This window comes from Lysobacter sp. 2RAF19, from assembly GCF_052115395.1.
Lineage (GTDB): Bacteria > Pseudomonadota > Gammaproteobacteria > Xanthomonadales > Xanthomonadaceae > Noviluteimonas.
Genome location: NZ_JBFRGO010000001.1, coordinates 508,540 through 521,453 on the forward strand (window position 1 = coordinate 508,540; position 12,914 = coordinate 521,453).

The window sequence follows — 12,914 nt, forward strand, 5'->3', positions numbered from 1 at the left end:
CCTTACGCGTTGTGGTTGTCGGTGTACGGGATCAGCGCGAGGAAGCGCGCACGCTTCACGGCCGACTGCAGCTGGCGCTGGTACTTCGACTTCGTGCCCGTGATGCGGCTCGGCACGATCTTGCCCGTCTCGGTGAGGTACTGGCGGAGCGTGTTGAGATCCTTGTAATCGATCTCCTTGACACCCTCGGCGGTGAACTTGCAGAACTTGCGGCGGCGGAAGAACTTGGACATGGGTGTGCTCCTTAGGCGGCTTCGGCGGCGTCGTCGTTGTCGGCGGCACCCACGGCACCGTCGTCATCGCGGCGGCGACGTTCGCCACGCTCGGGCTTGTCGCCCTTCTCGTCCTTGTTCTTCATGATCAGCGACTGCTCGCTGACCGCGTCGTCGCGCTTCATGACCAGGTGGCGCAGCACCGCGTCGTTGAAGCGGAAGGTGTCGACGAGTTCGTTGAGCACGGCCTGGTCGGCTTCGATGTTCAGCAGCACGTAGTGCGCCTTGACCAGGTTGGCGATCGGGTACGCCAGCTGGCGGCGGCCCCAGTCTTCGAGACGGTGGATGGTGCCCTTGCCGTTTTCGATGAGCGACTTGTAGCGCTCGATCATGGCGGGCACCTGCTCGCTCTGGTCCGGATGGACCAGGAACACGACTTCGTAATGACGCATGGTGGTTCCTTGAGGATGTGGCCTGTCAGAACAGGCCGGACAGCCCCCCGGGGAGAGGTACGCGTACAGCCACCCGGTGGAGCAAGAAACCCGCGGGCGTTCCGCGGGGCGCGAAATTATGGGGGAATCAGGCAGTTAGCACAAGCCCGCCCCGCATCCGGGATCGCTCAGGCGGCGTCGGCCTTGGTCGTGAAGCTTTCCCCGCAGCCGCATTCGGCGGTCACGTTGGGGTTCTCGAACACGAACTGCTCGTTGAGGCCCTGCTTCACGAAGTCGATCCGGGTGCCCTCGACCAGTTCCAGGCTCTCGGCATCGACGTAGATCCGCACGCCGTCCTGTTCGAACACGGTATCCCCGGGGCGCTCCTCCCGGGCCATGTCGGCCAGGTAGCCCCAGCCCGAACAGCCGGTCTTCTTCACGCCGAAACGCAGCCCGAGCGCGCCGGGCGCGTCTTGCAGGTAACCGCGGATGCGGTCGAGGGCGGCAGGTGCGAGAAGAACGGGCATGCAGGACTCCGGTGGGTGGCGACATTGTAGTGGGGGCGGACCAGCGCTGCGTGTCCGGATACACTTGTCGGTTCAGGAAGTGAGCCCGCTCTCTCGAGGATTCAAGGCATGACGGTGGTCAGCGTCGAACACGCGCTCTCGGGCAAGATGCCCGCCGGCGGCGAAGTCACGGTCCGCGGCTGGGTACGCACCCGGCGCGACGCGACCGCCGCCCTCAGTTTCGTCCACGTCAGCGACGGCTCGTGCTTCGCGCCGATCCAGGTGGTCGCCACCGACGCGCTGGCCAATTACGAGAACGAAGTCCGCCATCTGTCCGCCGGCTGCGCCGTGGTCGCGCGCGGCACGCTCGTGCCCTCGCAGGGCAAGGGCCAGTCCTACGAAATCCAGGCCACGCACCTGGAGGTCGTGGGCTGGGTCGAGGATCCGGAAACCTATCCGATCCAGCCCAAGCCGCATTCGCTGGAATTCCTGCGCGAAGTCGCCCACCTGCGCCCGCGCACCAACCTGTTCGGCGCGGTCACGCGCATCCGCCATTGCCTGGCGCAGGCGGTGCACCGCTTCTTCCACGAGCAGGGCTTCTACTGGGTCAACACGCCGATCGTGACGACCTCCGACGCCGAAGGCGCCGGCCAGATGTTCCGCGTCTCCACGCTCGACATGGCCAACCTGCCGCGCGATGCCGCCGGCGCGGTGGATTTCTCGCGCGACTTCTTCGGCAAGGAAACCTTCCTTACGGTTTCCGGCCAGCTCAACGTCGAAGCGTTCTGCCTTGCGCTGAGCAAGGTCTACACCTTCGGCCCGACGTTCCGCGCGGAGAACAGCAACACCACGCGGCACCTGGCCGAGTTCTGGATGATCGAGCCGGAGATCGCCTTCGCCGACCTGGACACCGACGCCCGCCTGGCCGAAGACTTCCTCAAGTATCTGTTCCGCGCCGTGCTCGCCGAACGCGCCGACGACATGGCCTTCATCGCCGAACGCGTGCAGAAGGATGCGGTCTCGCGCCTGGAGATGTTCGTCAACGCGCCGTTCGAACGCATCGAATACACCGACGCGATCAAGCTGCTGCAGGCCTCGAAGGTGAAGTTCGACTTCCCGGTCGAATGGGGCCTGGACCTGCAGACCGAACACGAACGCTGGCTCACCGAGCAGCACGTCGGCCGCCCGGTGGTGGTGATGAACTACCCCGAGCACATCAAGTCCTTCTACATGCGCCTGAACGACGACGGCAAGACGGTCGCGGCGATGGACGTGCTCGCGCCGGGCATCGGCGAAATCATCGGCGGCTCGCAGCGCGAGGAACGCCTGGACGTGCTCGACGCGCGCATCGCGCAGTTCGGCCTGGATCCGGCGCATTATCAGTGGTATCGCGATTTCCGTCGTTACGGCACCGTGCCGCACGCGGGCTTCGGCCTGGGCTTCGAGCGCCTGGTCGTGTACGTCTGCGGCCTGTCGAACATCCGCGACGCGATCCCCTACCCGCGCACGCCGGGCCATGCGGAGTTCTGATTCGATTGGATAATCCCGGCTCCTGAATGATCCTATTTTTCGCCCTGCTCTTCCTCGCGCTGGCCATCGCCGGCGCCACGGCCTTCGTGATTTTCTGGCCGCTCGCGCTCGTGCACATCCGCGACCGCAATCCGGAGGTGTCCGCGCTGCTGGGCGCCGGTGCGTTCCTCAAGCCTGCCGCGCTCGCGTGGCTGTTGCGCGGCGGTTATTACGATGCGCGCGATCGCAATCTCAGCGGGCTGGCGACACCGGCACGCATCTCGCTGATCGTGATCATCGCCGGGCTCGCGCTGGCCGGCATGCTGTGGCTCTGGGCGGAAGCATATGGCTGAGGAACGCATGGACGAAGGCACCGAACCGACCTCCTGGTGGCTGGCCACGCTCGGCCGCACGATCGTATGGGCGCGCTTGCGCCTGCGCGAAGCAGGCACGGCCGAAGTGTTCGACAGCGACGGCAACACGCTGGCCTACGACAGCGAAGACACCGCACGCGCGGCGTTGATGGATGCCGAATTCGTCGAGTACGACGGCCTGGATTACGAAGACGCGGCCGACCGTGGCTTCGACCTGACCGAAGTCGCCCCGCCGCACGCCGATTCGGATGAAGCCTTGCGCGCCGCCATGGTCCTGCAACTCCCGCCGCGCCACTGACGTCCGATGTACATCCCCCGCGCCTACGCCTCGAACGACCCTGCCGCGCTCGACGCGCTGCTCGCGGCCGATCCCTTCGTCACCCTGGTCACCGTCGTCGACGGCGCGCCGTGCATCAGCCACCTGCCGGTCCTGCTCGAACGCGACGGCGATCGACTTCGCCTGCGCGGCCACTGGGCGAAACCGAATCCGCAGTCGGCGCACACCGGCCCCGCGCTGGCGATCGTACATGGCCCGCACGCCTACATCTCGCCGTCGTGGTATCCCGACAAGCTCGCGCAAGCGCGCGTGCCGACCTGGAACTACGTCGTCGCGCATTTGCACGGGACGCTCGAACGCCTCACCGATACCAACGACCTCGCCGCGATCGTCGCCGACCTCAGCGCGCATTTCGAAGCGCAGGCCGGCGAAGACTGGCGCTATGTCGACGACGAGGCGCACCGCTCGCAATTGCGCGGCATCGTGGGATTCCGGCTGCACGTGCAACGCGTCGAACTGAAAGCCAAGCTCAACCAGAACCATCCCGACGCCAATCGCGAAGCAGCCATCGGCAAGCTCGCCGCACAGCACACCGACGACGCACGCGCCGTCGCCCATTGGATGCACGAGGCGCTCGTCGCCTCGCGCGCCGGAGAACCGCATGGATCTTGATCTCACCGGCAAGCACGCACTCGTGTGCGGCGCTTCCGAAGGCATCGGCCGCGCCGCCGCGCGCGAACTGGCCCTGCTCGGCGCCGATGTCACCCTGCTCGCGCGCCGCGCCGACGTACTCGAAACGCTGGCGAACGAATTGCCGCGCAAGGACGGCCAGCAGCACGGCTGGATTTCCGCCGACGTGCTCGAAACCGACCGCCTGCATGCGCAAGCGCAGGCACTGTGCGCCGGCAAACCCGTGCACATCCTGGTCAACAACACCGGCGGCCCGCCGGGCGGCCAGTTGAATACCGCGCAGAGCGATGCGTTCGAACGTGCCTTCCGCCAACACCTGCTCGCCAACCAGGCGCTCGTGCAGGCCGTGTTGCCCGGCATGCGCGCCGCGCGCTTCGGGCGCATCGTCAACGTCATTTCCACGTCCGTGAAGGAACCCATCGCGGGCTTGGGCGTTTCGAACACGATCCGCGGCGCGGTGGCGAACTGGTCCAAGACGCTCGCGACCGAAATCGGCGGCGACGGCATCACCGTCAACAACGTGCTGCCCGGTTACACGCGCACGCAGCGCCTGGACCAGATCCTCGGCGACCGCGCGAAAGCCACCGGCCAAACCGAGGAGGCGATCGCCAGGGGCATGCTCGCCACCGTCCCCGCGGCGCGCTTCGCCGATGCGGCCGAACTGGGCGCGGTCATCGCCTTCCTGTGCGCGCCCGCGGCGGGGTACATCAACGGCGTGAACCTGCCGGTCGACGGCGGGCGCACGAAGTCGCTGTAAGCTTCCCGCCATGCGATTGATGCACTGGATCGACGGGCAAGCGCGCGAAGCGGCCAGTGGCCGCTGGCTCGACGTGTTCGATCCCGCCACCGCCCAGCCCTTCGCGCAAGTCGCCGCCGGCGATGCGCGCGACGTGGACGCCGCATTGTCGGCCGCCGAACGTGCGTTCCCCGCGTGGTCGGCCTTGCCGAACAGCGAACGCGCGCGCTGGATGGAACGCCTCGCCGATGCGATCGAAGCGCGGCTGGACGATTTCGCGCACGCCGAGTCGCGAGACGGCGGCAAACCGCTGCGCCTGGCGCGCGAGGTCGAGATCCCGCGCGCGATCAGCAACCTGCGCTTCTTCGCGCACGCGGCCACGCAGTTCTCGAGCGAATCGCACCACGGCCAGGCCGGCCTGAATTACACCTTGCGCCAGCCACTCGGGATCGTCGGCACGATCTCGCCCTGGAACCTGCCGCTGTATCTGTTCACCTGGAAGATCGCGCCTGCGCTGGCCGCGGGCAACACGGTGGTCGCCAAACCCTCGGAAGTCACGCCGCACACGGCGACGATGCTCGCCGAACTGGCGGCGGAAATCGGATTCCCGAAAGGCGTGCTCAACATCGTGCATGGCCTGGGGCCCGACGTCGGCGAACCGCTCGTGCTCGACGTGCGCACGAAGGCGATCTCCTTCACGGGCAGCACCGCGGTCGGCAAGCGCATCGCGACGCTCGCCGCGCCACTGCTCAAGAAAGTCTCGCTGGAACTGGGCGGCAAGAACCCCACGCTCGTCTTCGCCGACAGCGACTGGGAGCGCCACCTGGACACCATCGTGCGCTCGGCGTTCCAGAACAGCGGCCAGATCTGCCTGTGCGGATCGCGCGTGCTCGTGGAGCGCCGCATCTACGCCGAGTTCCGCGATGCCTTCGTCGAACGCGTGCTCGCCTTGCGCGTCGGCGATCCGATCGACCCGGACACCGACCTTGGCCCGCTGGTTTCGAAGGCGCACTTCGACAAGGTCGTCGCCGCCATCGCGCGCGCGCGCAGCGAAGGCGGCCAGGTGCGCTGCGGCGGCGATGTGATCAAGCGCCCGGGCTGGTTCGTCGCGCCGACGGTCATCGATGGGCTGGGGCCGGACTGCGCGACCAATCGCGATGAAATCTTCGGGCCCGTCGCCACGCTGCAATCCTTCGAAGACGATGAAGAAGCGTTGCATCGTGCGAATGTCGGCGACTATGGCTTGTCGGCGTCGGTGTGGACGCGCGACCTCAATCGCGCCCACCGCGTCGCCGCGCGCCTGCGCGTGGGCATGGTCTGGATCAACACCTGGCTGATGCGCGATTTGCGCACGCCGTTCGGCGGCATGGGCCAATCGGGCCTGGGCCGCGAGGGAGGAATGGAAGCGATGCGTTTCTTCACCGATCCACGCAACGTAGGAATCGCGCTGTGAGCCGACGTCTCGACGACCTGCTGCAGAACAACCGCGAATGGGCCGAACAGGTCCGCCGCGAAGACCCCGGCTTCTTCAAGCGCCTGTCCAGCCAGCAATCGCCCAAGTACCTGTGGATCGGCTGTTCGGATTCGCGCGTGCCGGCCAACCAGATCATGCGGCTGGATCCGGGCGAAGTCTTCGTCCACCGCAACATCGCCAACGTCGTGGTGCATGCCGACCTCAACTGCCTGTCGGTCATCCAGTTCGCGGTCGACCTGCTGAAGGTCGAGCACATCCTGGTCACCGGGCACTACGGCTGCAGCGGCGTGCACGCGAGCATGACCGGCAAGCGCGTGGGCCTGGCGGACAACTGGCTGCGCCATGTCGGCGATGTCGCGAACAAGCACGCGGCCTTGCTGGAGGAAGTGGACACCGAGTCGATGCGCCACGCCCGCCTGTGCGAACTCAACGTGATCGAACAAGTGGTCAACGTGTGCCAGACCACGATCGTGCAGGACGCCTGGGCGCGCGGGCAGACGCTCAGCGTGCACGGCTGGTGCTACTCGCTGCTGGATGGACGCGTCAACGATCTCGGGCTGGGCGTGTCGTCCGCAGACGAGTTGCAGGCCTCCTACGATGCGGCGATCGAACGCACGCGCAAGTCGAAGGTCCGCGAATGAGCGACGTCATCCAGGCCAGCTCCGCGCCCAAACCCGTCGGCGTGTATCCGCACGCGCGCCGCGTCGGCGACCTGCTGTTCCTCTCGGGGATCGGCCCGCGCGACCCGGCGACCAACGAGATTTCCGGCAACGAGTATTTCGCCGATGGCCGCCTGCGCAAATACGACATCGAAGCGCAGGCGCGCGCGGTGTTCGCCAACGTGCGCGCGGTGCTCACCGAAAGCGGGGCGCGCTGGGAAGATCTCGTCGACGTGACCGTCTATCTCACCGACATGGCGCGCGACTTCAAAGCCTACAACGCCGTGTGGGCCGAACATTTCGCCGATCCGGCGTCCGCGCCCTGCCGCACGACGCTCGGCATCACCGCGCTGCCCACGCCGATCGCGATCGAACTCAAGTGCGTCGCCGCGTTGCGCCGCGCGGAGGATTGACCATGTTGCCCGCACCGCTCGACCTGCAAGCCTGGATCGAGGAACACCGCCACCTGCTCAAGCCGCCGGTCGGCAACAAGTGCGTGTACGACGGCGATTTCATCGTCATGGTCGTCGGCGGGCCGAATGCGCGCACCGATTACCACTGGGACGAAGGCGCCGAGTGGTTCTACCAACTCGAAGGCGAAATGGTGCTGCGCATCCAGGAGGACGGCGCCGTGCGCGACATCCCGATCCGCGCCGGCCAGACCTTCCTCTTGCCACCGCGCGTGCCGCACTCGCCGCAGCGCATGCCCGATTCGGTCGGCCTGGTCATCGAACGCAAGCGCCTGCCGCACGAACTGGACGGCCTGCTGTGGTTCTGCGAGCAGTGCAACGCGAAGTTGTACGAGGAGTTCTTCAAGCTCGGGAATATCGAGCTGGACTTCCCGCCGGTGTTCGATCGCTTCTATTCCTCGCGCGAACACCGCACCTGCAAGCAGTGCGGGCACCTGAATCCGGCGCCCGACCGCTACGTGATGCCCGACACCTGAGCGGGCGTCAGGGCGCGCAGATCTCGCGCCACATCGCGTAGGCCACGCCGCCCCCGACGATGTACAAGCCGAGCAGCAGCGCGATGTACAGCGGCACGAGCAGCACCACGGCCAGCCACGCGGCGACCAGCTTCGCGACCAGGCCGAGGATGGCGGCGACGATCAGGAAGACGATCAGCAGCACGATGCCCAGGAGAAACCAGGCGATCAGCAGCACGATCATCGACGGGATGTTCTTCAGCGTCCCCGTCAGGCCATCGACGAAGGATGCGACCACCCGCTGCCGCCCGATCGCCACCTGCCCGTAGCCGATGACCCAGCACCCGGCGATGATGGGCACGCAGATGCAGGCAACGGCGAACGCGCGCAGCAGCCCCGGCGGGACCTCGGCGTGCGGCGCCATCGGAACGTGCGTGGTCGCCGCCGTCCACATGTCCGCATAGAGCGCACGCCCATCCGCGCCCGCGGCCAGGACGACCAAGCCGAAGGCGCACGCATACACGCCCCACAGCAGCAACGAAAATCCGATGACGGGCTTCCACACGCCGGTGCGATACGGCGCGAAGATCGCACGCGCCCGCGTCGGCTGGCCGGTTTCGATCGCGTGGATCACCTGCAGGAAGCCGGCGAAGATCGGCGAGAGCGCCAGGCCGAACAGGATCGACAGCACCATCGCGACGATGAACATCGCCGGGTTGTTGGGGAACAGGAACTGCAGCGCCGTCGTGAACAGACTCGGCACGAGCCCGCACACCAGCACCAGCGCCGCGGCCAACAGCAATGTGCGTGGATTGCGCCCACCCAGATTGATGGCGTCGCGCAGCCACCGGATGCCGGCGAGCGGCGAAGTCATGCGTGTTGCCATCGATGCAGCCCCTATCCCCTTGTTCCGCCGATTGGGCCACGGCCCGGCATCGGCGCGCAAGCTATTGCACGAACGCGACCTCCATCGCGTCGGCGGTGCGCGTGGCGCGCACCTGCAACACCTTGCGCTGTCCACCGGCGGCGGCGATCAGCTGCCCCTCGCCCGCCTGGCGCACGACGATGGTCACCTGCCCCGCGGGATCGTGGCTGATGGCGATCATCTCCGGTGCGCTCGTCGACCAATCGCCGGTGAGATCGGTGCGCGTGCCGTCCTCGCCGATCTCCTGCAACTTGGCGTGCGTGGTGTATTCCCTGCCCGGCTGCGCGAACTCGAAGGTCGGCGGCGACACCCAGCGATCGCCGAGGAAACTGCCGCGCATCAGGTCGGGGTCGATCTTGAAGGCGACGACCATGCGTTGTTTCGGTTGCGCCGGAACTCGCGATGCCTCGCTCGGCGCGCTCGGCGCTTCAACGGTCGCCTGCCGGACCGGTACGACCTCCGGAACGCGCGCATGCCGCGCGTTCCACAGGGCGTACGCCGCCACCAAAAGCACCACCCCGACGATCACCCGACCCGCGTTGCGCATCGCGTCCTCGCGCTACTGGTCGAAGATGTCGTTGTTCACGCCAGGCGTCGGCACGCGCTGCACGTTGAGGAACGCGGGCACGCGGTTGGCATGGCCCGCCGCGCCCGTCGGGGCCAGGCGGCGGAAGCAGATCGCCAGGCCGCAGGCACTGGTCGCGCCCGACTGCGTGATGATCCGCGAGCGCCCGCCGGTGTTGTCCGGTGCGCGGCCATCGACCGGGACGAACAGCTCGGGCCGGTCGAACGGCGCCTGCTCGTGCGCGACGCGCTCGTCGGTCAACGACAGCAGGAAGGCGGCCATCGCATTGCGCTCGTTCGGGCTCAGCACGATCGGGACTTCGTGGTCCAGGTCGACGATGTGCGCGTCCTTGTCCGGCGCATTGGTCACCGGGAAATCGCCGCCGTGCGCATAGAAGTTGATCACCTGGCGGAACGTCACCTTGCCGCCGTTGTGGAAGTACGGGCCGGTCAGTTCGATGTTGCGCAACGAAGGCACCTTCACCCCGCCATTGCCGCCGATGCGATTGACGTTGGGGAAGGTCCCCGCCAACGCACCGTCGGCCGCATTGGTCTGCTGGTTGAGGCGCGCGCGCGGATTGAACGGACCGCGCACGTCCAGGAAACCATCCTGCAACGGCACCGTGGTGACGGTGTTGAGCCCGTTGTCGACCTCGTCGAACACCGGATGCGCCTTGCCCATCATGAAGGGCGGAATCCACGGCCACAGCGTGCCCGGCAGGCGCGGCACCATCACGCGCGAGCTGAAGCCCGGGTTGATGTTCTGGTCCTGCGCCGTGCGCGCGAACAAGCCGCCGGTCGTGCAACGCGGCGAGCAATCGGCGGTCGCATTCGGATTGAAGGTCGGCAGGCGCGTGCCGGGAATCATGTCCGGGCCACCGAGGTTCTTCAATTGCAACGCGATCAGGGACAGCGGCCAACCCCAGGGGTCGTTGCCGCCGCGCAGCGCGTCTTCGTCGCTCGGCCGCACGCCGATGTTGTACATCCCCGTATCGAAGAACGCCGCACCCGCCGGCCGCGATTGGCCATTGGCATCCAGGCCGAAGCGCGGGCTGATGAAATCGCGACGCAGCGCATTGCCCGCATTCCCGTTGACCAGCGATTCGAGCAGGAAGCCGGAGACCAACCGCGGCATGCCCATCGGGCGCCGTGCGAGCTTGGTGCCGGGCGTGGAGAACTCAGGAACGAAGTCCTGCATCGTCAGGCGGCTCGTGCTCAGCCAACTGTTCGAACTCATCAGTCCGCCGGCATGGCAGTTGCCGCAGCGCGCGTTCTGGAAATTCGGATTGCGGCCACTGAGGTTGGTGCCGAAGAAAATGTCGACGCCACGCAGGCGGTCGTCGCGCGGATCGGCGGGCACCGCGCGCGTGAACCCTTCGGTCACCGTGACGCACGGTTGGCGGCCGCCGGTGTTGACGCAATTGGACATGTTCTGCGTGAACGCCACGAAGGCCTGCGGATTGCGGTCGAGGAAGCGATCGAACGGCGTGTCGTCGGAGATCAGGATCTCGATGTAGGCCTGCATCGCCAATCCGGCGAACAGCGGGAAATTCGCCTCCATCTGGCTGAACTGCATGCGGTTGGTCGGCGCCGACGCACCGGCGGCGACGGCGAGCACGAAGCCGTCGAAGGGATCGCATCCGGCCGGCGTCACCACGCCGTTGTTCGCGCTGGTGCATCGACGCACCGTTCCGTTCAAGTGTTGCGCGTTGTTCTGCCACAAGGCCGGGAAGAACGCGCCCTGCACCAATTCGCGATACGTGGTGCACAGGCCCGGACGTCCTACGGCCGTCGCACGCCCGAGCGTGGCGCAGCGCGAACCGCCCTGGTTGGAGAATGGCCCGAGGACGCTGTCGCTGGGCGAGACGAGTTGATTGGCCAACGGCGTGACATTGGGAAGCGCGGCGGTGCCGTTGCCCTGCAGCAGCTTCTTGCCGATCTTCGGCCAACTGCGGCCGCGATAGGACATCTCGAAATCCGACAACGCGGGCCCGACGATCTGCGAGGCGACCGACGAGAAGCGGATCAGTTGGCGCGTGGGTTGCAGGGTGCCGCCGGAATCGACGAACACATGCGACTGCGGATCGGCTGCGCCGAACACGCTGCCGCCGTTGAAGTCGTGGCTTGCGCGGCCATCCCAGAAATTGTCGTAGTAGAACGCCGCATTGATCATCGACGGCGTATTGCGCGGCTCCACGCGCCGCTTGTTGCGATACAGCGGAATCTCGTCGGTGATGACCGTGCCGATTTCCGGAAGCAATGCGCTGACGCCGTTGTTCGCCGCGGCGAAGGACGCGGTGCCCGGCACCTGGATGTCGGTGAAGCCGCGCAGGCGCACGCCCATCGAACCGATGATGTCGTTGGTGTCGCGCAGGTTGTTGCGCGGGTTGATCAGCGGTTCGCCGGGAATGCCCTGGTTGGCCAGGCGATGCGTCGGCCAGTCGACCGTGGCCAGGTCGCGGTTGACGTCCTGGTCGGCCGCGGTTTCGTCGGTATCCAGGTGGCGGTTGCGGAAGATTTCCAGGCGCGTGTCGCCGCCCAGGTGATTGGGGTTGATCGAATTGCGGATGCGGTTGTCGGTGCCTGCGTTGAAATGGCACGAACCGCAGGCCTGCACGCCGTCGCTGCCCAACTGCATGTCCCAGAACAAGGCTTTGCCCAGCACCGTCGCGATCGCCGGATTGCGCACGTAATCGCCGGGGTTGGAGGGCGCGAGCAACTGTTGGCGTCCTGCGAGCGCCGAATCGGAATTGACGAGATAGTTCTGCCCGACCGTCGGTTTGCGCAAGCGCGCGACGATGCCGCGCGGTTGCCCGTTGGCCAGGCGCGAGGGATCGATCAGTCGACCGGTGTTGCCCGCGCAGGCCGCGCGCGTTTCGGTGAATCCGGCGAGCGGGTCGTTGCCGCACACGCCGGGCTGCGAGTAGCCGTTGGGTTCGCCGGGGTCGCCGCCGTCGTTGCGGATCGGACTGTTGTAATCGAGCACGGGCCGCAGGCCGTTCGGAAGACGCGAGGCGCCCGAGGACACCGGACCGCGGCTGGCGAAACTCGCAACGCCCGGGAAGGCAGGATCGAGAATGCGCGTCTGCTCGCCGGTGACCGGGTTGTAGTTGGGTGCGTGGACGATCAGGCGCGGCAGCAGCGCATCGTTGCACGGCGGCAAACCGGTCGTGGGATCGTAGGTGCAGCCCGGCGGCAGGTAGGAACGTCGACGCGGGACGGTCGCACACCGCGCCGGATAGCCCTGCGCGTTGCCGAGCATCGGTTGCCCCGTGGCATCGAGCGGACACGCCGCGATGGCATCGGGCGAATCCAGGATGCGCGAGATCTCTTCCCAGGTCGGCACTTGCTTGAGCGACTGGAAGGGAATCGACGGGCGGAACGCAAAGTCCGCGGTGATGCCGTTGTCCGGCGTGGTCAATGTGTCGCCGGCAGCCGCGAGCAACGCGCCCGTGCCGCACATCAGGAAGAACGCAACAACGCTGCGATGCTTGTCCATGTCCCTTCCTCGCGCCATTCAGCGGCCGAATGGACTCGCGGCCACAACTGTCCTGGCGTCTCGGGCGCATCCTGTGCGCCGACGCGTTAGCGTCGTGTGCTAACGCACGGTGATGCGCGTGTGTCCGTCATGT

At 66.9% G+C, this 12,914-nt stretch carries 15 protein-coding genes; 9 read left to right on the forward strand and 6 right to left on the reverse strand.

Translation table 11 applies throughout. The features are described 5' to 3' along the window. Positions 1-2: 2 nt before the first annotated feature. From rpsR to AB4059_RS02565, 3 genes are all read right to left on the reverse strand, one after another. A complete protein-coding gene (gene rpsR, locus AB4059_RS02555) occupies positions 3-233 on the reverse strand; it encodes a 30S ribosomal protein S18 (protein WP_036164458.1) in 231 nt (76 codons plus the stop codon). Positions 234-244: 11 nt separating this feature from the next. Further along, positions 245-664, reverse strand: a complete 420-nt coding sequence (gene rpsF, locus AB4059_RS02560) for a 30S ribosomal protein S6 (protein WP_498962057.1) — start codon at positions 662-664, stop codon at positions 245-247. Positions 665-831: 167 nt separating this feature from the next. Further along, the gene (locus AB4059_RS02565) at positions 832-1,170 is read right to left on the reverse strand and encodes a HesB/IscA family protein (protein WP_498976323.1); all 339 of its coding nucleotides are present in this window, start codon (positions 1,168-1,170) and stop codon (positions 832-834) included. Positions 1,171-1,278: 108 nt separating this feature from the next. Here AB4059_RS02565 and asnS point away from each other — a divergent pair, with 108 nt between their 5' ends. The 9 genes from asnS to AB4059_RS02610 are packed head-to-tail and all read left to right on the forward strand — an operon-like array spanning position 1,279 to position 7,814. Continuing rightward, the gene (asnS, locus tag AB4059_RS02570) at positions 1,279-2,679 is read left to right on the forward strand and encodes an asparagine--tRNA ligase (protein ID WP_498976325.1); all 1,401 of its coding nucleotides are present in this window, start codon (positions 1,279-1,281) and stop codon (positions 2,677-2,679) included. Between the two features lie 26 nt (positions 2,680-2,705). Next, positions 2,706-3,011, forward strand: coding sequence for a hypothetical protein (locus AB4059_RS02575; RefSeq protein ID WP_498976327.1), 306 nt, complete (start codon positions 2,706-2,708; stop codon positions 3,009-3,011). Then, positions 3,004-3,330 (forward strand): hypothetical protein, encoded by a 327-nt coding sequence (locus tag AB4059_RS02580; protein WP_498976329.1) that lies wholly within the window; start codon positions 3,004-3,006, stop codon positions 3,328-3,330. Before AB4059_RS02575 ends, AB4059_RS02580 begins: the two co-directional genes overlap by 8 nt. 6 nt (positions 3,331-3,336) lie before the next feature. Beyond that, positions 3,337-3,981, forward strand: coding sequence for an FMN-binding negative transcriptional regulator (locus tag AB4059_RS02585; protein ID WP_498976330.1), 645 nt, complete (start codon positions 3,337-3,339; stop codon positions 3,979-3,981). After that, positions 3,971-4,756, forward strand: a complete 786-nt coding sequence (locus AB4059_RS02590) for an SDR family oxidoreductase (RefSeq protein ID WP_498976332.1) — start codon at positions 3,971-3,973, stop codon at positions 4,754-4,756. Before AB4059_RS02585 ends, AB4059_RS02590 begins: the two co-directional genes overlap by 11 nt. Positions 4,757-4,766: 10 nt before the next feature. Further along, entirely contained in the window at positions 4,767-6,188 is a 1,422-nt protein-coding gene (locus tag AB4059_RS02595) for an aldehyde dehydrogenase (RefSeq protein WP_498976334.1), read from the forward strand. Then, positions 6,185-6,850, forward strand: a complete 666-nt coding sequence (can, locus tag AB4059_RS02600; protein WP_498962041.1) for a carbonate dehydratase — start codon at positions 6,185-6,187, stop codon at positions 6,848-6,850. Before AB4059_RS02595 ends, can begins: the two co-directional genes overlap by 4 nt. Beyond that, on the forward strand, positions 6,847-7,281 hold the full coding sequence (locus AB4059_RS02605; protein WP_498976336.1) for a RidA family protein: 435 nt from the start codon (positions 6,847-6,849) through the stop codon (positions 7,279-7,281). Before can ends, AB4059_RS02605 begins: the two co-directional genes overlap by 4 nt. A gap of 2 nt (positions 7,282-7,283) precedes the next feature. Continuing rightward, positions 7,284-7,814 (forward strand): 3-hydroxyanthranilate 3,4-dioxygenase, encoded by a 531-nt coding sequence (locus AB4059_RS02610; RefSeq protein ID WP_498976338.1) that lies wholly within the window; start codon positions 7,284-7,286, stop codon positions 7,812-7,814. A 7-nt stretch (positions 7,815-7,821) separates the two neighbouring features. Here the strand turns inward: AB4059_RS02610 and AB4059_RS02615 are convergent, their stop codons facing one another. The 3 genes from AB4059_RS02615 to AB4059_RS02625 form a co-directional block, all read right to left on the reverse strand. Continuing rightward, a complete protein-coding gene (locus AB4059_RS02615) occupies positions 7,822-8,667 on the reverse strand; it encodes a hypothetical protein (RefSeq protein ID WP_498976340.1) in 846 nt (281 codons plus the stop codon). Between the two features lie 73 nt (positions 8,668-8,740). Further along, the gene (locus AB4059_RS02620) at positions 8,741-9,091 is read right to left on the reverse strand and encodes a hypothetical protein (RefSeq protein ID WP_498976342.1); all 351 of its coding nucleotides are present in this window, start codon (positions 9,089-9,091) and stop codon (positions 8,741-8,743) included. Positions 9,092-9,277: 186 nt separating this feature from the next. Next, positions 9,278-12,781 carry a hypothetical protein gene (locus tag AB4059_RS02625; protein WP_498976344.1) on the reverse strand — a complete coding sequence of 1,168 codons (3,504 nt, stop codon included), beginning with the start codon at positions 12,779-12,781 and terminating at the stop codon, positions 9,278-9,280. Positions 12,782-12,914: the final 133 nt, after the last annotated feature.

Bases quoted from the DNA above. Each gene is read 5' to 3' on its own strand.
- rpsR (WP_036164458.1), bottom strand. From the start codon at position 233: ATGTCCAAGTTCTTCCGCCGCCGCAAGTTCTGCAAGTTCACCGCCGAG.
- rpsF (WP_498962057.1), bottom strand. From the start codon at position 664: ATGCGTCATTACGAAGTCGTGTTCCTGGTCCATCCGGACCAGAGCGAG.
- AB4059_RS02565 (WP_498976323.1), bottom strand. From the start codon at position 1,170: ATGCCCGTTCTTCTCGCACCTGCCGCCCTCGACCGCATCCGCGGTTAC.
- asnS (WP_498976325.1), top strand. From the start codon at position 1,279: ATGACGGTGGTCAGCGTCGAACACGCGCTCTCGGGCAAGATGCCCGCC.
- AB4059_RS02575 (WP_498976327.1), top strand. From the start codon at position 2,706: ATGATCCTATTTTTCGCCCTGCTCTTCCTCGCGCTGGCCATCGCCGGC.
- AB4059_RS02580 (WP_498976329.1), top strand. From the start codon at position 3,004: ATGGCTGAGGAACGCATGGACGAAGGCACCGAACCGACCTCCTGGTGG.
- AB4059_RS02585 (WP_498976330.1), top strand. From the start codon at position 3,337: ATGTACATCCCCCGCGCCTACGCCTCGAACGACCCTGCCGCGCTCGAC.
- AB4059_RS02590 (WP_498976332.1), top strand. From the start codon at position 3,971: ATGGATCTTGATCTCACCGGCAAGCACGCACTCGTGTGCGGCGCTTCC.
- AB4059_RS02595 (WP_498976334.1), top strand. From the start codon at position 4,767: ATGCGATTGATGCACTGGATCGACGGGCAAGCGCGCGAAGCGGCCAGT.
- AB4059_RS02605 (WP_498976336.1), top strand. From the start codon at position 6,847: ATGAGCGACGTCATCCAGGCCAGCTCCGCGCCCAAACCCGTCGGCGTG.
- AB4059_RS02610 (WP_498976338.1), top strand. From the start codon at position 7,284: ATGTTGCCCGCACCGCTCGACCTGCAAGCCTGGATCGAGGAACACCGC.
- AB4059_RS02615 (WP_498976340.1), bottom strand. From the start codon at position 8,667: ATGACTTCGCCGCTCGCCGGCATCCGGTGGCTGCGCGACGCCATCAAT.
- AB4059_RS02620 (WP_498976342.1), bottom strand. From the start codon at position 9,091: ATGGTCGTCGCCTTCAAGATCGACCCCGACCTGATGCGCGGCAGTTTC.
- AB4059_RS02625 (WP_498976344.1), bottom strand. From the start codon at position 12,781: ATGGACAAGCATCGCAGCGTTGTTGCGTTCTTCCTGATGTGCGGCACG.